Here is a 25,073-nt window from a genome sequence, read left to right as displayed (position 1 = left end):
CCTCGGGGCAGCCGGCACGCGCGGGGACACCCCGCACACCACGACCTGGTACGTCCGCGAGAGGAACCAATGAGCAACCGACCTGATGCCGCGGTCATCGGCACCGGGCCCAACGGACTGGCGGCAGCCGTGACCCTGGCCAGGGCCGGCCTGCGCGTGGAACTCCACGAACAGGCCGACACCATCGGCGGCGGCCTGCGCACCCAGCCCCTCTTCGCCTCCGACGTCACGCACGACATCTGCGCGGCGGTGCACCCCATGGCCGCCGCCTCGGCGTTCTTCCGCGCATTCGACCTGGCGGCGCGCGGCGTGCGGCTCATCCAGCCCGACATCGCCTACGCCCATCCCCTCACCCGTGGCCGCGCGGTGGCCGCCTACCGCAGTCTGGAGCGCACCGCGCAGGAACTCGGCCCGGACCGCGGGCGATGGCTGCGGCTGATGGAACCGCTGGTGGCCCGGAGCAGCGGCGTGGTCGACCTCATCCTGTCCGGCCAGCGCGGCATGCCGGACGACACAGCCGCCGCCCTGCGCCTGATCCCGCGCGTACTGGCACACGCCGCCCCGCGCTCCCCGCTGCGAACCGAGGAGGCCACGGCGCTGCTCACCGGGGTGGCCGCCCACAGCGTGGGCAAGCTGCCCTCACTGGCATCCTCCGCCGTGGCGCTGCTGCTGGGACACCTGGCCCACTCCACGGGCTGGCCGCTGCCCGAGGGCGGAAGCGCCCGGATCGCGCAGGCGATGGCCGACGACATCGTCGCCCACGGCGGCACCCTGCACACCGGACACCGGGTCACCGACCTGCGCGAGTTCGACGGCGTACCGCTGGTGTTCTGCGACACCAGCGCCAAAGGACTCCTGGCCATCGCCGGCGACCGGCTGCCCGCCGGCTACCGGCGCAGCCTGGAACGCTTCCGCTACGGCCCCGGCGCCGCCAAGGTGGACTTCCTCGTCAGCGGCCCCATCCCGTGGACCAACCCCGTGGTGGGCCGCGCCGGAACGGTCCATCTGGGCGGCAGCCAGGCCGAGATGCGCCGCACGGAGAACGACACCGCACGCGGCAGACCCGGCGACCGCCCGTTCGTCCTCGTCGTCGACCCGGCCGTCACCGACCCCGGCCGGGCGAGCGCGGACGGACGGCGCCCGGTATGGGCGTACGCGCATGTGCCCGCCGGCGACCCGAGGAACCCCGTGGACATGGTCCGCCGGCACATCGAGCACTACGCGCCCGGCTTCGGCGACACGGTCATCGCCGAACGAGGCGTACCGGCAGCCGAGTTGGAGAGCTACAACCCCAACTACGTCGGCGGTGACATCGGATCCGGCGCCATGACCCTGCGACAGTCCCTGCTGCGCCCCGCCCCACGCTGGGACCCCTACCGCACACCGCTGGCAGGCGTATACCTGTGCTCCGCGTCGACCCCACCGGGCCCCAGCGTCCACGGCATGTCCGGCTACCTGGCCGCCCGCTCGGCCCTGCGCCGCGAACACCACCTCGCGCCTCCCGCCCTGGCCCCGACCGACGCTCACCTCGGGGACATGACCTCGTAGCTTCACCCGTACGCCCCCACAGTCCGCGGACCTGACGGACTACGCCTCCGCCGCGCACCTGAAGCCGCAGTTCCCGCTGCTCGAATCCGGGGTGTTGGAGGTCCGGGCCGCCACCCGGTAGCGGTTGCAGTACGAGTCGTGGCACAGGTACGAGCCGCCCCGCATCACCCGGGCGCCGCCATCGACAGGTCCTCGCGGGTCGACCGCGGGAGCCACGTCGTGCAGAGCCGTGAAACGGTCGCCGACCCACTCCCACACATTGCCCACCACGTTGAACAGGCCGTACGCGTTGGGCCGGTAGGCATCCACCGGCGCCGTGCCGGTGTGGCCGTCCTCGCCGGTGTTCACCACCGGGAACTTGCCCTGCCAGATATTGCACCGCCACCGGCCCCGCGGCGTCAGCTCGTCGCCCCAGGGGTAGCGCGCCTGGTCGAGGCCGCCCCGCGCGGCGAACTCCCACTCCGCCTCGGTGGGCAGCCGCTTGCCCGCCCAGGCGGCGTAGGCGCTCGCGTCGTCCCAGCTCACATGCGTCACAGGGTGCCGCGCCCGGTCCCCCACACCGGAGCCGGGACCCTCCGGCGCCCGCCAGGTGGCGCCCTGCACCCCGCGCCACCAGGGTGTCCCGCCGGGCGCGGGCGTCGCGCGCACCTGCTCGGGCGTCAGGAAACCCGCAAAGACGTACGACCATCCGAACCGCTCGGCGGCGGTCACGAATCCCGTCTCCTTCACGAAAGCGGCGAACTGCGCGTTGGTGACCGCGTGTTCGTCGATGCGGAACGCTGAGACGGTCACCTCCCGTACCGGCCCCTCCCCGTCACCGGGGTTGGCGTACGCGTCCTCGTTGCCCATCCGGAACGTGCCGCCGGGCAACGTCACCATGCCCCAGCCGGAAGCACGACGGGCCCCCGGTACGGGAGCGGAGGCGGAAGCGGCAACGGGAGCGGGGTCCGGCGGGGCCGGCTGCGCGCCGCCCGCACCCCGACTCGCCGCGCAGCACGCCGACACCTCCGCCGCCCCCTCGCCGGCTGTCACAGAAATGTCATACGCAGTCAATGGTCTCCACCTCGTCCGCACACAGATGATCGTGGTCGTCCGACCCGATCCACTCCTCGCCGCCCCGTCCGATCCGCTGCCCGTGAAGGAGCCCCATGCCCAACCGCCGCCAGTTCCTCACCGGTTCCGCCGCAGCACTCGGCATGGCCACCCTCCCCGCACGACCGGCCTCCGCCGATCCTGGCACGTCCCACCGCGCCCCGAACATCGTGGTGATCCTCGCCGACGACCTCGGATACGGCGAGCTCGGCGCGTACGGGCAACGACTCATCGCGACACCCCGGCTCGACCGGCTCTCCGCCCAGGGCCTGCGCTTCGACCAGGCATACGCGGCAGCCGCAGTCTGCGCCCCCTCACGCTGCTCGCTCCTGACGGGCCTGCACGGCGGCCACGCGGCCGTGCGCCAGAACCCGTTCGACGGCCCGCAGGGCTCCATCGGCGACGACGACACGACCTTCGCGGAAGTACTGCGGGCACGCGGCTACCGCACCGCGTGCATCGGCAAGTGGGGCTTCGGCCCCGACGAGGCCGACCAACCGAGCCACCCCAACAACCGCGGCTTCGAGGAATTCTTCGGCTACATCGGCCACGGCCACGCCCACGAATACTTCCCCGCCTACCTCTGGCACAACGGCGCGAAGACCCCGCTGCCGCAGAACGAGGACGGCAAGAAGGGGGCCTACGCCATCGACCTCATCGAACGGCACGCCCTCGACTTCATCGACGATCACTCCGACGAGCCGTTCCTGCTCTTCCTCACCCCCAACATCCCGCACGCCCCGTCCGACATCACCGACACCAGCCAGTACGACGACCGGCCCTGGCCCGCCGCCGACAAGGGCCACGCCGCCCAGGTCAGCCGCCTGGACACCCTCGTCGGCAACGTCGTGGACCGGCTCGCCAAGCGCGGCATCGACCGGCACACCCTCGTCCTGGCCACCAGCGACAACGGCCCGCACGAGGAAGGCGGCCTCAACCCCGACCTCTTCGACGCCAACGGCCCGCTGCGCGGCTACAAACGCAACCTGTACGAAGGCGGAGTACGCGTCCCGCTCATCGCCTGGCAGCCCGGCACCGTCCCACACGGCACCACCGACCGGCCCACACCGCTGATCGACCTGCTGCCCACCCTCGCCGAACTCGGCGGCGCACCCGCGCCGCGCGACATCGACGGCCTGTCCGCGGCCGCCCTGCTCAACCGAACCCCCACCAAGCCCCCCGCCGCCAAACCCCCGCTGCACTCCCACCTCTACTGGTCGCGCAACGACCCCGGATCCACCAAACGCGCCAACGCCGTCGACAAGGGCCGCATCCTCAAGCTCGCCGAAGCGGTACGCAAGGGCGACCTCAAAGCGGTCCGCTTCGCCCCCGCACGCGACCGCACCGCCCCGGACAGCCAGTGGCAACTGGAGCTCTACGACCTCGCCGCCGACCCGGGCGAGACCAACGACATAGCCGCCGCACATCCGGCAACCGTCACCGAACTGACCGCTCTGCTGCGCTCCTCCTGGACAGAATCCCACCACCGCGAAGCCTTCGGCATCAGCATCCACTCCCCCGAACTCAGCCTGCCCGGCCAGCAGTTCACGGTCACCGTCACCTTCGGCAACTCCTCCGCACACACCTGGACCGACGCCCGACTGCGCCTCGACGTGCCCGACCGCTGGCGCGCCCGCCCCGCATCCCCGCGTACGGCAGACCGCCTCAAGCCCGGCAGCACCCTGACCGCGACCTGGGACGTCACGGCTCCCGCGGACGTCGCACCGGGCAGCCGGTTCCCGCTGCGCGCCGAGGCCACGGCAACGTACGACGGCAAACGCCTGCACCACACGAGCACCCGCACCACCAGCACACCACCCCCGCCCCCCACCGCCGACGGCTACCTCAGCGACCTCGACTGGGTGTCGGCGACCAACGGCTGGGGCCCCGTCGAACGCGACACCTCCAACGGCAAGAAGCCCGCGGCGGACGGCACACCGATCAGCTTCGGCGGGACCGTCTACTCCAAGGGCCTCGGCGTGCACGCCCCATCGGAGATCGTCTATTACCTGGGCGGCAACGCGACACGGCTTACCGCGGTCGTCGGCATCGACGACTTCTCCGCACACCAGAACAGCACGGGCGGCACCCGCGCCCGGATCTTCGGCGACGGCGTACAACTCTTCGACAGCGGCCCCCTCACCGCGGCGGGAGGACCCAAGGGCGTCGATACGGACGTAAGCGGCGTGCGCCTGCTGCGACTCGTCGTCGAGGACGCGAACAACAACACCTCCTACGACCACACGTCATGGGCGGCGGCATACATAAAGGTCTGACACACACCCCCGCCCCACTCCCACACCTCCTCGCCCCACCCTCCCCCGTACGGGAGTGATGGGGCGCACGGTCCCTGCGGCCGCCGACGAGCGAGTTGATCTCTGTTTGGTGACGGCGGCTGTGCAGGCCGCAGCAGGCTGCATAAGGTCTGGGACATGGCTCTGCGACCGGTAAACGTGAACATGAAGGCCCTCGACGAGTGGGTGGTCGGCCGGTTCTGGGCACAAGCGCTCGGCTGGGAGGTGTCCAGCGAGGGACCCGGCGTGACCAACGTCGAACCCGGCGGCGACTTCACCTGGCCGGACCCGGCCGCCATCTGCGTCGACGTCGTCATCGTCCCCGAAGCCAAGACACCGGCGAAGAACCGTGCGCACATCGACCTCGCCACCACCTCCGCCGCCCACCAGGCGGAGCTGATCGCCCGCCTGAAGGATCTCGGCGCGACACCCGTCGACATCGGCCAGGGCGACGTGCCGTGGACGGTCCTCGCCGACCCGGAGGGCAACGAGTTCTGCGTACTCGAACCCCGCGAGATCTACCGGGACACTGGGCCGATCGCCGCAGTGGTCATCGACTGCGTGGACCCGCGCGCCATGGCCCGGTTCTGGGGCGAGGCGACCGACTGGAACGTACACGAGGTCACCGACCAGCACGCCCGGCTGCGCTCCGCCAAGAACGTCGGCCCGTACATCGAGTTCCTGCGCACGCCCGACGTGAAGACGGTGCCGGACCGCGTCCACATCGACCTGTTGCCGTACACGGGCGACGACCACGAGGCGGAGGTGGCCCGGCTGTACGCCCTCGGCGCCCACGACCTCGACCTCGGCCAGGGCGACGTCCCGTGGAAGTGCCTGACCGACCCGGAGGACCACGAACTCTGCGTCCTCGCTCCCCGCCGGACGCCCTGAGGCACTTTTCGCCCCCCGGCGGGCGTCCTGAGGTGTAGGCCCGTCAGCCGCGAGCGCCGGTCCCCGCCTCGCGCAGCAGCCGGGTCAGCAGCAGCGCGCCTCCGGTCGCGGCTCCTACCGCTCCCGCGGCCAGGAAGCCGCCGGAGGAACGCCAGGACAGAACCGACCACCGCGACTGCGCGGAGAACAACGATCCCGTACTGAGCCACGACCCGGTCGAGATCAGGGACAGGGACGACCCGATCGAGCCGACCGAGAGGGCGCTTCCGATCGAGCCGACCGACAGGGCCGAGCCGACGGACCCCACGGACAGCACCGACCCCACCGAGCCGATAGACAGCACGGAGTCCTGCGACCACAAGGACAAAACCGACCCAGAACCAGAACCGGAATCAGAGTCAGACTCAGAGCCAGATTCAGAGCCAAAGGAAGCAGGACGGACCGACCGTACGGGCAGCTTTGTCATGGGGCCATCCTCCCGCAGACCGCTGGATTCCGGGGTTTCGCGCAAGCCATCTTTCACGCCGCGGAATGGCGCGGCACCTGTGTCGCGGGCGCACCGGCTGCTCCGCCGCTGTACGAGTGAAATGCAGCGAGGCACGTCTGTGCGGTGGCGGAAGAGGGGAGAAACGGGGCACACCCCCATGATCGCGTACCTGAAAGGGACCCCATGCGTATCCGTACCGCCCTGGCCGTCACCGCCCTCGCCGCCGCTGCCCTGATGGGCGCCAGCGGCACCGCCCTCGCCAACGACGACGAGGGCTACCACGGCGGCTTCGCCTACGAGAACCTCGGCGGCCCGGCAGGGATCACCGAGGCCGGCGGCTACCGCTCGGCCGACGACGACAGGGGCTGGAGCGCCGGCTTCGCCTACGAGAACCTCGGCGGCCCGGCAGGCATCACCAAGGCCGCGGGCCACGGCGAGGGCGGCTTCGACGACTGAGCACCACCAGCAGCCAGCAACACCTTGAGGGGGCCCGCCACGAGCGGGCCCCTTCCTCGTGCGCCCCCACCCGTCCGTGCGCCAGGCGCCCAAGGGCTTGTTATTGCTTAAGCTCGGCGGGTGTGGTTCCCGGCGGCCCGAGGAGGATGTCACCCATCTCCTCGGCCACCGCGCCGAACAACTCGGCATCCAACTCGGTGGTGTCGGTGGCCAGATGGAGCGGGGTGGCGGTACGGGCGATGACCTCGGCGAAGCCGGCCGGCGTGGAGATGTTGAGGGCGCGGGCACCGTCCGCCCCGGCCGCTATGGCATGCGGGACCCGCAAGGGGATGGTGTAGAAGTCACCCGAGCGCAGGGTCACCTTCTCCTCCCCCGCCCACACGGTCAGCGACCCCGACGAGACCCACAGCCGCTCCTCGTAGCGGGTGTGGGCATGCAGCGGCGTTACTCCCCCGGCGGCCATGAAGGAGTCGACCACATCATGACGACCGTCGGTCTCCTCCGCCGAGGTAAGAACGGATACCCGCAGCTCCTGGCCCAGTTGGTACTGACGGTCCGGGTGCTCGGGATTGATGGACAGGGAGGGAAAATAGCTCACTGGTCTGGTCACCCTTCGGCAGAGATCAGAGCGTAGGAATCTGAGCGCAGTCATTCATTAGAGCCGCACTATAACGAAAGTGGGATCACGTGCAGCAGCAGCGCGCCGCGCGCCGTGAGGACGACCCTCAAGAGCCACGCCCCCGACGCGCCTATCACGCGCCGCGTCGCGCGCAGGCGGCCACGGAGACCCGGCAGGCGATCCTCGACGCGGCGGCCCGGCTGTTCCTCGACGAGGGGTACGCGAACGTCACCGTCGCCGCGATCGCGAGGGAGGCGGGGATCGCGGTCCCCACGGTGTACGCAAGTACGGGCGGCAAGGGCGCCATCCTGTCGACCCTCATGGAGCAGGGCATGCAGAGCTCCGCATCCGGGGAGACGCTCGCTTCGGTACGTGCGACCGGGGCGCCCCGCGCTGTGCTCGCGGCGACGGCTCACGGCACGCGCGTGGACAACGAGCGGCATCACCGTCTCGTGCGGGTGATGGCAAACGCGGCACACACGGACGAGTCCGCGGCCACGACCCTGGCCCACACGGACGAGGCCTACCGGGACGCCCTCGCCACGGTGACCGCGCGACTGCGCGAACTGAACGCACTACGCCCCGACCTCACGGACGCCCAGGCCACAGACATCCTCTGGTTCTACCTGGGCCACCGCTCCTGGCACGAACTGACCACAGAACGGGGTTGGCCCTGGGACACCGCAGAAGGATGGCTCACGGAACAACTCACAACGGCGCTGCTACGCCCCCTTGATCCCCAGTCAGGTGCAGATTCCTGATTCGGAGCTCTTAAGCCCCGTTGACTCCAGTACGAGCCGAACGCGGAAGTACGACGCCGCCGGTACCGTCTCGGCCATGGCAACCGCGACCAACACTCCGCCCACCAACGGCCGTAGCCGACCCCCCTCGATGACAGCGCACCGTCGGGCAGGCACATGTGCAGTGACACCACTCCCCTACCTGCGCAACCCCGTCCATCGGACATCGCATCCCCGTAGCGTCAATTCCCGGCCCGGAGGTATGCCCCATGGCACAGATCACGCCATCTCACCCCTAACTGCGTTGCGTCTGCAACGCACGATGGGAGAGGATGTTCGATACACTACGGGGCGTGAGTGGCAGGTGTGGATGCCGTGACGGCGTAACCACCCACGACGCACCACACATTCGGGGATACACGGGGGTGAACTCATGAAGTTCGACATGGGAGACACGACTCTCGCGGTGCTGGGGAAGAACACCGCGGGGTCGAGCGACGATCTCGGGACGCTGATCAGTCTGCTGGTCCAGGCGGCGGAGCCGCTGGAGGGCAAGTTCAACGGGGCGGGCAAGGCGACCTTCGACTCGTTCAAGCTGCGTGCGGACGAGATCACTTCGGATCTGAACGGGGCGCTGTCCTCGATCCTGGGCGGCCAGGCCGGCATGGACACCGCGTTCGGCTCCGGTGACCAGGAGCAGTCCGACAACGCCCACCAGAACATGGGCGCGGCCAACTTCGACGGCGCCCGCTTCTCCGCCTGAGCCCGCCGAGTTCGGCCGGCTCGCACGCCCAACACTTCACACACAGGGGGAATTTCGCCATGGCTGGAACCCAGGACCGCCGCTCCTACGACACCGGCGCCTCGGCCGACGTACAGGGCGGCCTGCAGATCATCATCGGCCAGCTGGAGCGGGTGCTCGGCGACCGCGACCGCGCGGTGAAGGCCGCGATGGCCGACTACCAGGCCGACGGCGTGTCAGACGACTACCACGGCAAGGAAGTCCGCTGGAACAAAGCGGCCACCGAGGTCCGGGAGATCATCCGCCTCGTGCGCACCACGCTGGAGCAGAACGACGGCACCGCACAGTCGACGCTCGCACGAGCACGCGCAGCGGTCGACAACATCGGCTGAACGACAACACCGAGCTGCTGGGCTGAATTACGGGGATCAGTAGGGGGTTTGGCATGCCTGCGTGGGACATTTCACCGTCCGGGGTGGATTCGGTGACATCGTTGGTGGGGCTGGCGATGGACGACTTGGCCAAGGACGTCAAGGCGTACGGGACCGACACCGAGAGTGCGGCCACCTCGGCCGGCACCATCAGCTCGGGATATTGCGGAAACGTGCCCGTCGGGCCGATCGGCGTGGCGCTGGCTCTGTTCGTGGACAAATCCGCGGAGGATGCGCTCTTCCCCGGCGCTCGGGCCGCGAAGTCGGTGAACGGAGCGATCGAGGCGACCAACCACTACGTGCACGGGGACCTGGAGCAAGCCGCGACCGCACAGCGCAATGCTGAGAAGGCCCCGGACATGAAGGCAATTCTCGCCGACGCCCGCAAGAAGGGCGCCGACAAGTGAAGATGATCGAGCCGGGTGGCATACCGACGTTCATCGGTGACTTCGACCAACTGGACAAGGACGTCTCCGCGCTGCGCAGCGACGCCATCGGGATCCGCAACGGCGGGGCCGATGTGCACTCCCGGTTCCAGATGCTGGGGGCCTACTACACCGCGCCGGAGGCAGACGATCTGTTCGCCTCCACCCAGCCGGTGATGGACAGGGCCGACACCTTCGCCGCGGATCTGGAGACGGTGGCCGACGCCCTTGACACCTTCTCCAGCGAGGCGCGCCCGCTGGCCGAGCGCCTGGAGACGCTGGAGGCCGATGCCAGGAAGTTCGTCGCCAGCGTCGAGGGCGACGACGACTGGCACTACGACGACGAGAAGACCGACCGTAACAACGAGCTCATGGACGACGTCGCCGTCACCAAGACCGCCTTCGAAGCGGCCGAGCGTCGGGCCGCGACCAAGATCTCGGCGCTTGTGGGCGGCCCGAAGTTCATCGAGGACGACGGCAGTCACAAGGCGACAAAGAAGACCGTGATGTACGGCTACGACGCCGACCTCCTCAAGCAGGCCAAGGAAACGCCCTGGGGCAGTCACGTCAGTGAGTCCATCCACGCGTGGGAGATCCACCGGCACATCAAGCACTACGTCTGGGACGGCTTCATCGTCGGCGGTGGCGGAGCCACCCTGGAAGGCCTGGGCCACCTGGTCGGCATCGGAGGCTCGGCCAAGGATGCCTGGAGCGGCCTCGCCGATGTCTTCGGCGGAATCGGCCAGTACACCATGACACCCTACGACTGGGTCATGGACCACACGATCGGCCCGGACGAGGAAAGCGCCGACGAGAAGCGCCAGAAGACGGCCGCCCGCGAGTTCGCCAAGTCCATGGTCGCCTGGGACCAGTGGGAAGAGCACCCCGTCCAGGCCGCAGGAACCACCACCTTCAACTTCCTGACGATCGGTGTCGGTCCGCTGAGTGCCATCGCCAAGGGTGGCAAGGCGGGGGCAGCCTCCAAGGCCGCCGGCGTCGCGGCGAAGATCGGCACCTACGCCGACCCGCTCTCCGCCGGTCTCACGGTGGGCGGCAAGGCGTTCAGCAAGCTGCCCAGCGTCGCCGACCTCACCTCGCGCGTTCGCACCGGCACCGACGCCACTCCCGAGCTCCGTCGCGTACACACCGACCTCGAGTTCGACGGTTCCAGGGTCCGCGTCGAGGACGGCAAGTTCATCCGGCTCGACGCAGAGGGCAAGCCCATCAGGGAGACAGCTCCGAGCGAGGGGTCTGCTGCCCAACGGACGAATACCGAGGGAACACCGTCCCGGCGAGAGCCTGCACTCGTCGGCGCCGGAGCCCGAACGCCGGGGGCTACCGCACACGCAGGCGGGGGCGCATCGCCACAAGCCAGCCATGCTGCACCAGCTACTAGTGGCGGTGGCAACGCTGCAAGGGGCGCCGATGGCGTATCCGGCAGCACCGGCCGTTCTCACGAGCCGGTGGGAAGCTCCTCTGCCAGTCACGATCACGCCGGCAATTCCAGCGACACCCGCACCGGAGGACCACACAGTCGTCAGAATTCTGGAGGGGGACTCGGGCGCGACGGACGAACGAGCGGAGACCAGGGCTCGGGTGCCGACGGCCCCGGAAATCCACAGAAGCGGCAGTTGACTTCAGATGAGCTGAAGAAGATCCAAGACGAGCACGTTCGCAAAGCTAACGAAGATCCCGCTTGGCGCGCGAATCACTACGACTCAATCGGTCGACGCAAACCGGGCATTGGGCTGGTAGACGGCGCCGAACTTCCTCAGCTCGCGAAGAACGCGCAGGGGCTGTGGGTCGCTAAACACAACTTGCCGAACGGCCCCTCCGAAACTCGCTTCGGATCGACGCCTCTCCCGCGAGAAACCGCTCCAAAGGACGTACTGTCCACTCTGGACACCGCGGCAGCAAACCGTGAGGCCTACAGAAACCTCATGAATACGCAAAAGGCGTACGAGAAAACGCCTTCAGCCTCGAACCGTGAAGCCCTCGCAACAGCTCAGGATACCTACGCTCGAAGACTCGGCGACACACCACCCAACACCAAAATCTCTGAGACGTTCGGCGAAAAAGCCTCCCAACTGCATATAATTCCGCACGAATTTGAGATCGTCGAGGTAATCGAGCTCCCGAAGACAAATAACGGGGCCAATATGTTCGACGGAGCATACAGGCTTAAGGACGACCAGATCCTCATCGCCGAGGACAAGGCGCCAGGCAACGACCTAGACTGGCGAAATGGTCGCGCCGACCCGGAGGATCTCAAGAACCCTGGCGTCGGAGACGACGGCGGAGCTGCAGGTATGCGGGTCAAACAGGGGACGATGCCGTATCTTAGGACCATCTTCGCCGAGATGACGAAGCGCGGCGGGCGCGATGCCAAGCTTGCGAAAGAGTTCCGCGATGCTCTGAAGGCTGAAAAACTGCAGTACGTCCTGGTGAAGGCGAACGAGCCCCTGGTAAAGGCGAACGACGGCCTAGTGAAGGCGAACGACTCCGACATCATCAGCTACGCTGGCGGCGTGCTGGAACATTTGAGGATCTACCCAGAAAGGGGGGCAAATGGCAATCCTGATTCCCCGCCACAACTTCCCCGTGGATAACGCGGTTGAAGCCATGGAACCGATCGTCGAGAGCGCTGAAGACGCACTCTCTGAGATCGAGTCTTCAGAGTTTGACCGCTTCGACGCTCTGGACCTTTCTCTCACAGTTGCTAAATGGGCCAGCCTGACAGACCCCAAGGTTGAGGAATTCTCGACATGGGAGGCCTGGGTTACTGCCATGCAGGTCGGGTCCGGCCTGTTCATCTCCGGATCGGCTACCGAAGGACCTGTCCCCTGCCGTATCGGAAGCCACGACGAGGTGAAGAACCTACCCGCGACAGGACCCCAGGAGTATCTGCACGCCGGAAACTGGCTCACCACCTACTACTTGGCAGCGATTTGTCGCGAAAACGAGCGCCTCGAACAATTGGCCAGTATCCCCGTCTCCTTCCTGCGTGCTTCAGGCATGGAGTTCGATGACTACATCTACGCGTGGGTGGAAACGCTGCAGAATGCGTGGTTCGGTCGCCAGGAAACGTGGGATACCTTGGCCACGGCCATCAACGGCACCGATCCTGCAGCCCCTCACATCGCCAGCGCCGAACTCATGCTCAAGGTCCTCTACCCGCCTTTGGAGATGTTTCACCGGTACCAGAGGCAGGATCCGGAACCGTTCAATGCTGCGCTCAGCGAGGCTCTCACCTGGCACAAGGAGTACTGGTCCGACGACGAGACCCGGTCCAAGAGCAGCGAGGGCCTTGTAGCCCTCGGCCCTCTAGCGATCGCATGCATGGCTTTCGATGCCGATATGCCGCTCGAAGTCGAGTCTGAGTACCTGCCTACAGCCCTTCTGCAGCGCAGGTGGGTAGGCGAGTTCAATACTTGAGCACGGTGAGCAGTGAGGGAATGGGGACTCCGTACCCCTAAGCCATGCGGTAAACGAGTTGGGAAGAGAAGCATATAGCGGTGCCAGCCCAGGATTACGACAGCCAATTGCTGGAGTCGGTGTCAGTACGACGCCGACGGCTGCGTGATGCGTCGCTGTTCGGTGCGCAGCGGCAACGACGCACGGTGGATGAGCGGTTGGGGAAGGTGTTCGCCGGGGTGGTGATCGCGGCGGTGTTGTGTGCCGGGTGTGTGGGGTGGTCGTTCATTTCGAACCGGCTCATCGGCAAGAGCCCCTACAGCACCTCCGTACCTCCATCCCCGCCATCGGCTACCTCCCCCTCGCCCTCCGTAAGCCCTTCTCCTCGATGATAGGTTCGAACGCGTGATATCTGCGGGGCCGTTGAGCCGCACGAGCGGTACGAGTCATACGGCCTTGAGCCGGGTCACTCTGGTGGGAGAGCAGCGGCGGGTGGATCTCGTCCTTCCCTCGCAGGAGCCCATCGGGCTGCTGCTTCCGGAGGTTCTGCGGCTGCTCGATGATCGGGCTGCCGCTCGGCCCATGCTGCGTCACCTGGTCACTGCGGACGGTTCCGCGCTGGCGCACGACAGCAGCCTGGAGTCCGCCGGTGTCGCCGACGGTGCCGTGCTGCGGCTGGTGCGCGTCGAGGACGCCCCGTCCGCGCCCGTGGTGCATGACGTCACCGATGAAGCTGCCGATGATCTGGATGTGCGGGCCTGGCGGTGGCGGCCCGCTGCGCGGCGGGTGACGGCGGGGCTGGCCACCGTGTTCTGGGTGGTTGCCGCGGGGGTGTTCGCTGCCGGTCAGTTCGAGTTGGCGACTGCAGGCAATGCGCTGGTGGCTGCCGCCGAGCTGCTGGGGCTTACCGGCGCTCTGCTGGGGTGGCGGAAGCAACCCGGTCTTGCCACCACGTTGATTGTGTCTGCTGGTGCATCGGGCATCCTCGGGGCCTGGACGCTGGGCGATGCCCACGACTGGGGCTCTCCGGTGCTGGTGGCGGGCGTCGCCGTCAACGTCGTACTCGCGCTGCTCCTTCTGGGATGGTTCTCGCCTTTGGGACGCGGTGCGCTGATCGGGGCCGCAGCCGCCCTGGGGTGCCTTGTCCTGTGGGAGGCGGCTTTCGCGCTGCAGGACGGCGGCCGGACCGGTGTCGAGCAGGCCCGTATGGGGGCGTTGCTCGCCGTTGTGTCCGTCGTGGTGCTTGGTGTACTGCCTCGGCTTGCTCTGATGGCATCGGGATTGTCGGGGCTCGATGACCGGCGTACCGGTGGGGCCTCGGTCAGCCGGTACCGGGTGGGTACGGCGCTGACCGCCACGCATCGTGGACTGGCGCTCGCCACTCTCGTATTGGCCCTCTCCGCTGCGGCGGCCGGGCTGATGGTGTTGCGTGACCCCTCCGTGTGGACTGTGCTCGTGGCTGTGGTCACCGCCGTGGTCCTCGGGCTGCGGGCGCGCGCCTATCCGCTCGTCGCGGAGGTGGTGGGGTTGTTCGCCGCCTCGGCCGTAGTCGTAGTGGCCCTCGTCGGGGTGTGGCTGGAGCGGTCGGCCGCCGGTGGGCCGTTGGCCCTGCTGGTCGTGCTGGCGCTGGTTCCTCTGGTGGTGCTTGCGGTTCAACCCGCCGAGCACGTACGGGTGCGGCTTCGCCGCGTCGGTGACCTGCTGGAGTCCGTCGGCGTCATTGCCCTGCTGCCGCTGGTCATCGGGGTGTTCGGTGTGTACGGGCGACTGCTCGACACCTTCGCGTAGGGGTGCGGCATGGCTCAGCAGGATAGTGATTGGCAGCGTGACGTGCTGAGGGAGTTGGGGGCCGCGCCCGCACAGCCCGCTGCCGAGCTCCCACAGTCCGTCCCGGAGCACGCGCGACAGCAAACGCAGGAGCCGCCGCGGACCGCTGCTCCAGCACCCCGACCGTCGGCAACCTCCCAACCGGCACCTCGCGCCCCCCGCGACCCTCGTCTCCCCCTGCCCACCCCCGAGTCCGTCCCCACCGTCGATCCACGCCTGGCCCGGGCCCTGGGCAGCCCGCAACACGGGGACTCCGCCGTTCGGCGCACGGGGCGTTCGCTGCGCAAGCTGACCGCCTCGGCCGGCCAGGAGGTCGCCGAGCAGACCCGCCTCGCCCGCGAGGTACAGCAGCCAGTGACCACCGGCCGCGTCATCGCCGTGACCTCCATCCGGGGCGGCGTCGGCAAGTCCACCGTCTCCGCCCTCCTCGCCCGGACGTTCAACCACTACCGGCACGACCCCGTCCTGGCTCTGGAGGCCGACGCCGCGCTCGGCACTCTGCCGGTGCGCCTCGGCGCGGAGTCGGTGCGCTGGTCCTGCGCCGACCTGGCCCGCATCCTGAGCCCCGAGATGCAGCTCACCGACGTCACCGGCTACCTGGTGCCGGTGGCGGACGGCGGCTGGCTGTTGCCCGCCAGCCAGGGACGCGTAGGCGCGCCGCTCGACGTTCCCACCTATCGCACCGTCACCCTCGCCCTGCGCCGCTACTTCGCCATGTCGGTGGTCGACTGCGAGACACTGCCCGGCGAGGTGGCGCGTACCGCGATGGACACCGCCCACGCCCGCGTGGTGGTCGCCCCGATGACCGCCGAGGGCGTCAACGGCACCCGCATGGTCCTGGACTGGCTGGCCCAGCTGCCGCATTCGGCGCTGGCCACCACCGTCGTGGCCCTGTCCGCGAACTCCCCCGATACGACGCTCGACCTGAAGACGGCCGCCGCGCATCTTCGCGAGACGGGCGCCGCCGTGGTGCCCCTCCCCTACGACCGTCATCTGGCCCAAGGAGGCCCCATCCACACCGGCATGCTCAGCCAGAGCTCGCGCGACGCCGCCGTCCAACTGGCCGCCGAGGCGATGGGGCGGGCGGTGCGGGTGCGATGACCCAACACCTCATACACCGTCCCGCCCGCTCCACCCGGCCGCAGGCCGCCGCCCCCGAGCGCACCATCGAACCGCCGCCCAATCTGCCCGAAGGCAAGATGGGCAATGCGGCCACCGCGCTGCTTCCGATGGCCGGCGTCATGGGCTCGGTCGTCATGATGACCGTCATCCGCAACAGCCAATTCGCCGCCATCGGCGCGATCGTCCTCGTCTTCGCCCTCCTGGGTGCGGTAGCCCTGTTCCTGTCCCAGCGCGGCAAGGCCCAGCGCACCCGGCGTACCCAACGCGAGCGCTATCTCGAATACGTCGAGGAACAGCGCGAGGAACTCGGCGCCACCGAGCGGGAGCTGCGGCGCCAGGCACGCATCCTCAACCCGCCGACCGCCGCGCTGTACGACCTGGTGCGTGACCCGGCCCGGCTGTGGGAGCGCCGCCGCCTCGACGCGGACTTCCTGCGGGTGCGCCTCGGCACCGGCGACGTACCCGTACAAGGCCTTGCGATCGGCCAGAACCAGGGCAGCGGCGTACTGACTCCGCCCGACCCGTTCATGCTGAACGAAGCACGGGCACTGCAGCACCGGTTCACCACCGCGACCGACTTCCCGCTGACCGCGCCACTGGACCGGGCGGGCAACGTCAGCATCATCGGCGAGCGGGACGCCGTCCTGCGCATCGCCCGCGCCCTGCTGATCCAGACCGCCGTGACACATGCCCCCGACGACGTCGCCATCGCCCTCGGCGTGCCCGGCGAACGCCTGGAGGACTGGGGGTGGGCGAAGTGGCTGCCCCATGTCCTGGACCCGCAGCAAAGCGACGGGCCCGCCGCCGCCCGGCGCATCGCGCCCAGCATCGAGCAACTCGCCCGGCAGTGCGCCCCGGACCTGCGCCGCCGCTCCTCCTATGCAGCCGAAGTACGCCGCGGCCTGTCCGACCGCAATGCGCTGCGCATGAACGACCGGCTCCTGGTCGTGAGCGATTGCCACGGCAGCACGGCTACCGAACTCCCCCGCCACGACAGCGCCGTCGACCTGACGGGGATGGGCGTGACCGTACTGCACCTGCTCGAACAGCAGGTCCACGAACCCGACCAGGTCAGCGTCCGCATCATCGTCGACGGCGAGCACGTCACCGTCGAGGACCTGCGTGCCCCCGACGCGATGCCCGGCCAGGGCACGGCAGACGTCGTCAGCATCGCTGGGGCGGAGGGCCTGGCCCGCATGCTCGCCCCGCTGCGCCTCTCGGCCGAGTCCGCCGCCGAGGGCACCCCCATCTCCGGCCCCGTCGACTTCCCCACCCTGCTGGGCATCGACGACCCGGCCGCCCTCGACCTCGGCAAGCTGTGGGCGCCACGCGGCGAACGCGACTTCCTGCGCGTGCCCATCGGCCTCAACGACCGCCACGAACCCGTCTTGCTCGACCTCAAGGAGTCCTCCGAACTGGGCATGGGCCCCCACGGCCTGTGCGTCGGCGCGACCGGCTCCGGCAAGAGCGAACTCCTGCGCACCCTGGTACTGGCCTTGGCCGCCACCCACTCCCCCGAAGACCTGGCGCTCGTCCTGGTCGACTACAAGGGCGGCGCCACCTTCGCCCCCTTCACCGAACTGCCGCACGTCGCCGGTGTCATCACCAACCTGGAGAACCAGGCCGGGCTCGTCGAACGCGTCCACACCAGCCTGGCCGGCGAGGTCAAGCGCCGCCAGCAGGTCCTCAAGGACGCCGGGAACGTCGCCGACATCGGCCACTACGCTGCCCTGCGCGCCAAGCAGCCCGAGCTCGAGCTCGAGGCGCTGCCCCACCTGTTCGTCGTCATCGACGAGTTCGGCGAACTCCTCACCGCCAAGCCGGACTTCATCGACCTGTTCCTGTCCATCGGGCGCATCGGCCGCTCGATCGGCGTGCACCTGCTGCTCTCCAGTCAGCGCATCGAGGGCGGCAAGCTCAAGGGCCTGGAGACCTACCTCTCCTACCGCCTCGGCCTGCGCACCTTCTCCGCAGACGAGTCCCGCACCGTCCTGGACACCGTGGACGCCTTCCAGCTGCCGCCGCTGCCCGGCTTCGGCTACCTCAAGGTCGACACCTCTACGTACGAACGCTTCAAGGCGGGTTACGTCTCCGGCGCCTATCTCGGCCCGGCCCTGCGCGAGCAGACCGACGCGGAACCCCTCGCCTGGCCCTACCCCACCTTCAATACGGGCCAGGACCCGACCACCGGCGCGCCAGAAGAGCCCGCGATGCGGGAGCGGGAGACCGGCCCGACCGTCCTGACGGCCATGGTCGACCAGCTGTGCACGGCAGCCCCTCCCGTACGACGCATCTGGCTGCCCCCGCTGCCCGACGCAATCTCACTCGATGCCGCCGCCGGGCCCGTACAAGCTTCCGAGCGCGGCCTGCACCTCGCTACCTCCACCGGGGCCATGCAGATACCGCTGGGCGTCCTCGATGATCCGGCCAAGCAGTGGCAGAAGCCCTGGATCCTGGACCTGACCGTCGCCGGCGGGCACGCCGCCGTCATCGGCGGCCCACAGTCCGGCAAGACCACCCTGCTGCGTACCCTCGCGCTGTCCCTGGCCCTGACCCAGACCCCGCATCAGGTCGCCGTCTACGGCCTCGACCTGGTCGGCGGCGGCCTGACCGCCCTCTCCGGGCTACCGCACGTAGGCGGCATCGCGGGCCGCGCCGACCACGAGCGCGCCGCCCGCACGGTCGCCGAGGTCCGCGCCCAACTCGCCTTGCGCGAGGAGCTCTTCCGCGAATACGGCATCGACTCCGTCGACCAACTGCGCCAGCTGCGCGCGAACGGCCGCCTGACCGAGCTTGGCTCGACCGACATCGTGCTGCTCATCGACGGATTCGGCGCCTTGCGCGATGAGTTCGCCGAGCTGGACGACACCGTCGCCGACCTCCTCAAGCGCGGCAGCGGCTACGGCATCCACATCGTGGCGGGCATGCTGCGCTGGAACGACGTCCGCATCGCCACCCAGTCGATGTTCGGCACCCGCGTCGAACTGCGCCTCAACGACCCCTCCGACTCCAGTGTCGACCGCAAACTATCCGAGACGCTGAGCGCGGACACCCCGGGCCGCATCCTGACCGACGCCAAGCTCTTCGCCCACACCGCCCTGCCCCGCATCGACGGCCAGCCGACCACGAGTGACCTCGGCCCCGCCCTGGAACGCGCCGGACGTACGTTGCGTGCCAGCTGGCACGGCGAACTCGCCGCCCCCGTACGGGTCCTCCCCACCGCCCTGCCCACCGCGAAGCTGCCCTCGGTCACCGCCGAACCCTCACGCGTCCCGCTCGGCGTCGACCAGGACGCCCTCGCCCCGGCGTTCCTGGACCTGACCGGCCAGGACCAGCACCTGCTGATCCTCGGCGACAACGAATGCGGCAAGACCAACCTCCTCAAGCTCATCACAGCGCAGCTCATCGACCGCCACAGCGACGAGGAACTGGTCTTCGGCGTCTTCGATCCACGCCGCGGCCTGCGCGGCGTCGTCCCCGAGCCCTACCGCGGCGGCTACGCCCACAACGCCAAACTCGCCGCCGCCCTGGCCACCGGCATCGCGGGCGAACTGGAAAAGCGCATGCCAGAGACCGCCGACCCGGACGCCATCACCGACGGGCCCGCCTTCACCGGCCCCCGCATCGTCATCCTCGTCGACGACTACGACATCCTCACCACCGCGGGCCAGCAACCCCTGGCACCCTTCCTGCCCTACATCTCCTCCGCCCAGGACATCGGCCTGCACTTCATCGTCACCCGCCGCGTCGCCGGATCATCGCGCGCCCTGTACGAGCCCTTCCTCACCACCCTGCGCGAAACCGGCGCCACCGCCCTGCTGATGACCGGCGACCGCACCGAGGGCCAGCTCTTCCCCGGCCTCTACGCCTCCGCCCAACCCCCCGGCCGCGGCACCCTGGTCCGCCGGAGCCGCCGCCACCAGCTCATCCAGACCGCCCTGGCCGAAGACGCCGCAGCACCGGAAGAGACACAACACCCGTGACCAAGGACGTCATCGCCCTCACTCCCAAGATGCCCGACATCAACACGCTGCTCGCCGGACTCTTCGCCGGCGGCCCCGACCTCGGCGTGGACTCTCTGGCCGAGGGCGCCGTCGTCCAACTCTGCGCACCGAACGGCCGCCCCCTGGTCTCCGTCGAGGCACCCCAGTTCATCCAGGTCCCAGGCGAGGCACAGCGTCTGCTCGGCGCCGAAGTCACCACCCCCGACGGGCCCTACTGGTGGACCGAGGCCCGCGCCTCCACCGCGGTCGGAGAGGGCGAGCGGCTCGCCGGCTCCTTCGCCGGACGCCTGGCCACCGTACTCGGCGGCACGGTCTGGCCTCCGGAGGCCGCCCACACCGATGTCGTCCCGCTCACCTCCGACGACGTCACGGCGAACCCGGCCGCCGCCACCGCGTCACCGGCCGTCGACGTCCTGACGGACAAGGCCGCGGTCGTCATCCAGGACCGCCCCGTCGTCGCGATGACCAGCTGGCTCGCCGACGCCCTGCGAGCGGCGACCGCAGATGACCGCGCCCTGCAGATCGTCACCCCGGCACACACCCGCCTGACCCTCCCCACGCGCACCGCCCTGCAGGGTCACCACAACCGGTGGGTGGTCCAGGACCCGGACTGCGGCTACTACGACGGCCTGTCCGGCGCCGAACTCCACTGGCACGGCGGCCACTTCACGCCCGTAATGACCGAGGAGGGGAAGCCGCGGCTCGCGGAAGCCTTCAAGCCCGAAGCGGCCGCCTCCGGCACTACCGGCGAACGCCAACTGCTCCTCTCCTTCCAGACCACTCACCCCGCCGACGAACATCTCCAGCTCGGCGGCGCCCTGGAAGCGGCCTGGAGGGCCCTCACCGGCAGCCCGCCGGCCGGCTGGTCCACGGCCGAACCCATCGCCCTGCCCTGGTCCCCACGCCAGCTGACCGAACTGGCCCGCGCCCGCGCCCAGAAGAACGCCCCCACATGGCTGACCACCGTCGGCACCCCCCACCGCCCGGCCCTCGCCACCACCCGCGTTACCCACACGTCAGCAGGCGTCGAGGAACACATCACCCTGGCCCTCGGCTACGCCCCGGACGAAACTCCACCCGTTAACGCCATCAGCCCGCTGGCCGAGAGCCTGGCCACCGACCACGGCCTGACATCCATGCTCACCACCCTCCGCACCGCCCGCCGAGACCTGACCGTCCCGCCTCGTTTCGAAGCCCCGCCCATCCCTGTCTCCTTCACGCTGGGCGCGGAGGCCGTGAGCGAGATCGGCCTCGCCCACGCCCAGTACCCGCCCCAGGGCCTGCGTCCCACCCGCCTCGGCCCCGCGGCACGGCCCGCACTCCACTACACCCTCGGCGACGGCACCGACCCGACCATCTGGACCACCCTCCAGCAGCTCACCCGACACCTCAAGGCCACTCCGGGATCGGCTAGGCCACCTCGCTGAACCAGCACGATCGTGCGCAGGCTCTGGAGCAGAGGGGGCTCCTCCGGTGGTCGACTCTCCGCGTCGGTGCTGTCCGAGACTGTTCGGCGTTCCTTGTCCTGCTGGCTGGGCCAGCTCCTTCGAACCCGGAGCGTCTCGCGTTTGCCCGTGAGGGTGAAGGATTCGGCGAGTGCGTTGCCCTGGCTGGGGCGACGCACAAGGACTTAATGACGCCTGCTGGGCGGCAGGCGCCACGTCGTGATGCCCTGCGTCCAGCAGAAGTTCTGCGAGGTGTACGCGCCGCCGTCACGTCGGCGCGGGCCGCCTCGACGGATTTGGCAAATTCGGTCCCTCATTTCCTGACGTCTGCCAGGAGAGGAGCTACTCCTCCGGGTCTGTGCCGGCCAACGCTCAGCCCCGCCGCGGAGGAGAGATCCCGCGAGCGGGGCTGAGCTACGGAGTTCGCGTGCAGGTGATTCTGGCGGCAGAACCACCTGCACGCGCGTGAGTCCCTACTTCAGCAACGCCACCGTAAACGCGGGCCCTTCTGCCTCCGCGTCCTCGCTACCGAGGTAGCTGACGATCCCTCCCCTCCAGGCAATGCCCAGGACGAGGCTCCCTGTCACGCACCGGCAGGGCTTGTGGGCGACGAGCGAGCGCAGGAAAGCCGGGCGGCCCGAGCCGTTCCTCGGCGGTGGGGACGTCCAGAACGAGAATCTCGCGGTGGCCGTCGGCGTTGGCACCGAACGCGATCAGCACGCGGACGTCCACCATGCGTCCGCCCGCACGCCCCTCCGGACACTCGCTCTGACGCCAGGACGGACGCCCGGCTCAAGGGAGAGCCCGTACACCACACGTGCACCAACTCATCGACGCACGGAGAGTCAGCCTGCGGGGGTGTTGTAGTTGACGATCCCCTCCACCATGAGAGCGACCGCACCGGCCAACGGGTTGGCCGCTCCCATGCCCACGACGTCGGGCAGCCTGTGCGCCTCGCTCTCGGTGACGGCGACCATGCCCCAGAACGCGTTGAAGCCCGAGGGATCCGTCGGCTTGTCGGTGGCGGCCTCCACGGTCAGGACGCCTCCCGCCTCGGCCACGGTCAAGGCGCCCATCTGCCGCAGCGTGTCGTCATTGCGCTCCTCGGCGGCCACCACGCTCCAGCCCGCCGCCTCTGCCTGTCGTATGGCGTCGAGGAGTTTGCCCTGCGTGTCCGGCCCTGCGACAACGATGTCAGGCAGGACGAGGGCCACCGGTCCCTGTGTCATAGGCAGGGCGGACCGGATCGCCCCGTCGAGACCAGGTCCGGATGATTCGCCCTGGTAGACGAAGACCAGTTGGAAGGTGTCGGCATAGCGAGCAAGGTAACTGACCGTGTCCAGCTTGTGTGTTCCGAACACGACGACCAGACGCACATGGAGACCGCTCTTGACGAGTTCGACGACGGTTTCCAGGCTGCGGTCCAGAACGGTGACTCCAGGAGCCAGGCAGTGCAGTTCCTTCGAGTAGGGCGCACCGAAACGGGTTCCGTGGCCGGCGCAGGGCAGGATGACCGAAACATCAGGTACGGGTGTGGACGAACTCTGCATCGCGTAGCACTCCGGTTGTGTGGACGCTGGGGGATCTTGCACGTCTCGCCCAGCACACACTGCCCAGAGCCGGCCGCCACCGAACCTCCGGCCCCACGCGCACCGTAGCCACTGGGGGCGGCTTCCCTGGCCGACACGCGACCTACACTGCTGCCGGTCGAGCGCAGCCAGTACTCGACGAAAGACGAAAGACAGAAGAGGACGCTGAATGCGGGTGCTGTTGTCTACATACGGGACACGTGGCGACGTCGAACCGCTGGTGGCACTCGCGGTGCAGTTACGGGCGCTCGGCGCGGCGGTGCGCATGTGCGCCCCGCCGGACGAGGAGTTCGCCGAGCGGCTCGCGGGTATCGGAGTGGAACTGGTGCCGGTCGGGCCACCCGTCAGGGAGTTGATGCGCGACAAGAGCCTGCCCTCGGCAACGGAACTAGCCCGCTACAGGGACGAGTTGGTCGAGATGCAGTTCGACACCTTCCCCGCGGCGTTCGACGGATGTGACGTGGTGATGGCGGCAGGTCTGGCGCAGGTCGCCGCGCGATCCGTGGCCGAGGCCGCGGGTATCTCCTACGTGTACGTGAGCTATGCGGCAGTCCACCTGCCGTCCCCGCACCACGCGCCACCGCCGCGGCCGGGCTGGCCGAAGCCTGAGGTCGCCGACAACCGGACACTGTGGGAGCTGGACGCCCAGAACGTCAACGCGCAGTTCGGCGAGGCACTCAACAGGCACCGGACGGCCCTCGGTCTACCGGTGGTGGACAACGTACGCGATCACATCCTCACCGACCGTCCATGGTTGGCGGCGGACCCGGTCCTGGGATCGTGGCGGGAGACCAGCGGCCTCGACGTCGTGCAGACGGGCGCATGGACCCTCTCGGACGAACGGCCCCTCCCGGCGGACCTGGCGAGGTTCCTGGACGCGGGCTCCCCACCGGTCTACGTAGGCTTCGGCAGTCTGTCCCCGGCCGAAGGCACCGGCGGCATGGCCGTCAAGGCGATCCGCGCACAGGGGCACCGCGTGCTCGTGTCCCGCGGTTGGGCCGACCTGGAGCTCGTCGACGACGGGGACGACTGCTTCGCCATCGGCGAGGTCAACCATCAGAACCTGTTCGGCAAGGTGGCCGCCGTGGTCCACCACGGTGGCGCGGGCACGACGCTGACGGCGGCCCGGGCGGGCGCGCCGCAAGTGGTGGTACCTCTCCAGTTGTCGGACAACCCGTACTGGGCCGGCCAGGTGGCGGCACTGGAGCTCGGTGCGGCCCTCGATGCTCCGGCCACGACCGTCGAGTCTCTGGGCATCGCGCTCAAGACCGCCCTGTCACCCGGGACCCGGGCGCATGCGAAGTCCCTGGGAAGCCGGCTCCGCGCCGACGGAGCGGAGGTGGCCGCGCGGCGGTTGGTCGACGGGGCGCGGTGAACAACGCCGACCCGGATCATTCCTGGATCACCGAGGACGACTCCGCGGCCATGACCTTGCGATGGCTTTGCGATGGCCTTGCGATGGCCTTCCGTCTCCGGATACCCCGTCACCGGCAAGGAGGGCGTGGCACGACCGAAGCGAGCCGTCTGCCTCACGTGGTCCGCTTTCTTCAGGCAAATCCCTTAATGTCGCATGCCGGGCGCAAACAGTGTTCCGTCACCGAATGGGTGTGGCGTTGGTCACGGTTGACCACATGATCGAAGCACATTTAGCATCAACGCCAAATACGCCACCGTGCGGTTGACCGAATGACTAAGAAGCGTCCGCAATCGTCACTCTGCTGCACCTCACGCATGCACCTCATCACGCATTCACCTCACGTCATTTTACGGAGCCTTGATGGACAGACGGCGGTTTCCACGAGGTTGCGCGAGGCCCTGCTGACCCCACGAAAATCCCAATGAAAGTCCCCATGAAAGTCCGGTCCGCCATCTTGAACACAATCCGCTGTCCATGCTGATCACACAGCAGCGCAACGAGCGGCCGACCAGGCCGGACAGCTGATCACC

Annotated in this window: 20 protein-coding genes and 1 pseudogene; 16 read left to right on the top strand and 5 right to left on the bottom strand. The window is 68.9% G+C overall.

Features of this window, described 5'->3' with window-relative positions; all coding sequences use genetic code 11:
* Window positions 1-69 precede the first annotated feature (69 nt).
* Window positions 70-1,548 (top strand): NAD(P)/FAD-dependent oxidoreductase, encoded by a 1,479-nt coding sequence (locus ABZ906_RS05325; RefSeq protein ID WP_361377570.1) that lies wholly within the window; start codon window positions 70-72, stop codon window positions 1,546-1,548.
* Window positions 1,549-1,587: 39 nt separating this feature from the next.
* Here the strand turns inward: ABZ906_RS05325 and ABZ906_RS05320 are convergent, their stop codons facing one another.
* Complete coding sequence (locus ABZ906_RS05320; RefSeq protein ID WP_361377567.1) at window positions 1,588-2,427, bottom strand: formylglycine-generating enzyme family protein; 840 nt, start codon at window positions 2,425-2,427, stop codon at window positions 1,588-1,590.
* Between the two features lie 269 nt (window positions 2,428-2,696).
* On the opposite strand from ABZ906_RS05320, the gene ABZ906_RS05315 reads away from it, so the two are divergent.
* Together ABZ906_RS05315 and ABZ906_RS05310 are read left to right on the top strand one after the other, a co-directional pair.
* A complete protein-coding gene (locus tag ABZ906_RS05315) occupies window positions 2,697-4,916 on the top strand; it encodes a sulfatase-like hydrolase/transferase (RefSeq protein WP_361377564.1) in 2,220 nt (739 codons plus the stop codon).
* A gap of 156 nt (window positions 4,917-5,072) precedes the next feature.
* A complete protein-coding gene (locus ABZ906_RS05310; RefSeq protein ID WP_361377561.1) occupies window positions 5,073-5,825 on the top strand; it encodes a VOC family protein in 753 nt (250 codons plus the stop codon).
* Window positions 5,826-5,868: 43 nt separating this feature from the next.
* On the opposite strand, the gene ABZ906_RS05305 is transcribed toward ABZ906_RS05310, so the two are convergent.
* On the bottom strand, window positions 5,869-6,168 hold the full coding sequence (locus ABZ906_RS05305) for a hypothetical protein (protein ID WP_361185833.1): 300 nt from the start codon (window positions 6,166-6,168) through the stop codon (window positions 5,869-5,871).
* 327 nt (window positions 6,169-6,495) lie between these two features.
* On the opposite strand from ABZ906_RS05305, the gene ABZ906_RS05300 reads away from it, so the two are divergent.
* Window positions 6,496-6,768, top strand: coding sequence for a hypothetical protein (locus tag ABZ906_RS05300; RefSeq protein ID WP_361185830.1), 273 nt, complete (start codon window positions 6,496-6,498; stop codon window positions 6,766-6,768).
* Window positions 6,769-6,868: 100 nt separating this feature from the next.
* Here the strand turns inward: ABZ906_RS05300 and ABZ906_RS05295 are convergent, their stop codons facing one another.
* On the bottom strand, window positions 6,869-7,366 hold the full coding sequence (locus ABZ906_RS05295) for a cupin domain-containing protein (protein ID WP_361377558.1): 498 nt from the start codon (window positions 7,364-7,366) through the stop codon (window positions 6,869-6,871).
* An 89-nt stretch (window positions 7,367-7,455) separates the two neighbouring features.
* Between ABZ906_RS05295 and ABZ906_RS05290 the strand changes: the two genes are divergently transcribed.
* The 11 genes from ABZ906_RS05290 (at window position 7,456) to ABZ906_RS05240 (ending at window position 21,519) form a co-directional block, all read left to right on the top strand.
* Entirely contained in the window at window positions 7,456-8,148 is a 693-nt protein-coding gene (locus ABZ906_RS05290) for a helix-turn-helix domain-containing protein (protein ID WP_361377555.1), read from the top strand.
* A 412-nt stretch (window positions 8,149-8,560) separates the two neighbouring features.
* Window positions 8,561-8,890, top strand: coding sequence for a hypothetical protein (locus ABZ906_RS05285; protein ID WP_361185822.1), 330 nt, complete (start codon window positions 8,561-8,563; stop codon window positions 8,888-8,890).
* A 59-nt stretch (window positions 8,891-8,949) separates the two neighbouring features.
* Entirely contained in the window at window positions 8,950-9,261 is a 312-nt protein-coding gene (locus ABZ906_RS05280) for a pore-forming ESAT-6 family protein (RefSeq protein WP_361185819.1), read from the top strand.
* A gap of 53 nt (window positions 9,262-9,314) precedes the next feature.
* Window positions 9,315-9,707, top strand: a complete 393-nt coding sequence (locus tag ABZ906_RS05275; RefSeq protein WP_361185816.1) for a DUF6507 family protein — start codon at window positions 9,315-9,317, stop codon at window positions 9,705-9,707.
* On the top strand, window positions 9,704-12,334 hold the full coding sequence (locus ABZ906_RS05270) for a hypothetical protein (protein ID WP_361185813.1): 2,631 nt from the start codon (window positions 9,704-9,706) through the stop codon (window positions 12,332-12,334). Before ABZ906_RS05275 ends, ABZ906_RS05270 begins: the two co-directional genes overlap by 4 nt.
* Window positions 12,294-13,160 carry an immunity 49 family protein gene (locus tag ABZ906_RS05265; protein ID WP_361185810.1) on the top strand — a complete coding sequence of 289 codons (867 nt, stop codon included), beginning with the start codon at window positions 12,294-12,296 and terminating at the stop codon, window positions 13,158-13,160. The genes ABZ906_RS05270 and ABZ906_RS05265 overlap by 41 nt, the downstream gene beginning before the upstream one ends.
* 80 nt (window positions 13,161-13,240) lie before the next feature.
* Window positions 13,241-13,531 (top strand): hypothetical protein, encoded by a 291-nt coding sequence (locus ABZ906_RS05260; RefSeq protein WP_361377552.1) that lies wholly within the window; start codon window positions 13,241-13,243, stop codon window positions 13,529-13,531.
* A 31-nt stretch (window positions 13,532-13,562) separates the two neighbouring features.
* Entirely contained in the window at window positions 13,563-14,927 is a 1,365-nt protein-coding gene (eccD, locus tag ABZ906_RS05255; protein ID WP_361377549.1) for a type VII secretion integral membrane protein EccD, read from the top strand.
* A 9-nt stretch (window positions 14,928-14,936) separates the two neighbouring features.
* A complete protein-coding gene (locus tag ABZ906_RS05250) occupies window positions 14,937-16,067 on the top strand; it encodes a hypothetical protein (RefSeq protein WP_361377546.1) in 1,131 nt (376 codons plus the stop codon).
* Complete coding sequence (gene eccCa, locus ABZ906_RS05245) at window positions 16,064-20,071, top strand: type VII secretion protein EccCa (protein WP_361377543.1); 4,008 nt, start codon at window positions 16,064-16,066, stop codon at window positions 20,069-20,071. The genes ABZ906_RS05250 and eccCa overlap by 4 nt, the downstream gene beginning before the upstream one ends.
* Window positions 20,068-21,519, top strand: coding sequence for a DUF6177 family protein (locus tag ABZ906_RS05240; protein ID WP_361377540.1), 1,452 nt, complete (start codon window positions 20,068-20,070; stop codon window positions 21,517-21,519). Before eccCa ends, ABZ906_RS05240 begins: the two co-directional genes overlap by 4 nt.
* Before the next feature lie 623 nt (window positions 21,520-22,142).
* Here the strand turns inward: ABZ906_RS05240 and ABZ906_RS05235 are convergent.
* Window positions 22,143-22,278 (bottom strand): annotated as a pseudogene (locus ABZ906_RS05235) (transposase); the annotation flags it as partial.
* A gap of 104 nt (window positions 22,279-22,382) precedes the next feature.
* Window positions 22,383-23,087 (bottom strand): NTP transferase domain-containing protein, encoded by a 705-nt coding sequence (locus ABZ906_RS05230; RefSeq protein WP_361185793.1) that lies wholly within the window; start codon window positions 23,085-23,087, stop codon window positions 22,383-22,385.
* A 208-nt stretch (window positions 23,088-23,295) separates the two neighbouring features.
* Between ABZ906_RS05230 and ABZ906_RS05225 the strand changes: the two genes are divergently transcribed.
* Window positions 23,296-24,501, top strand: a complete 1,206-nt coding sequence (locus tag ABZ906_RS05225; protein WP_361377537.1) for a glycosyltransferase — start codon at window positions 23,296-23,298, stop codon at window positions 24,499-24,501.
* Window positions 24,502-25,073 lie beyond the last annotated feature (572 nt).

The organism is Streptomyces sp. NPDC046925, from assembly GCF_040644915.1.
In the GTDB taxonomy this organism is placed as follows: Bacteria; Actinomycetota; Actinomycetes; order Streptomycetales; family Streptomycetaceae; genus Streptomyces.
This window is presented reverse-complemented; position numbering and strand designations above follow the sequence as displayed.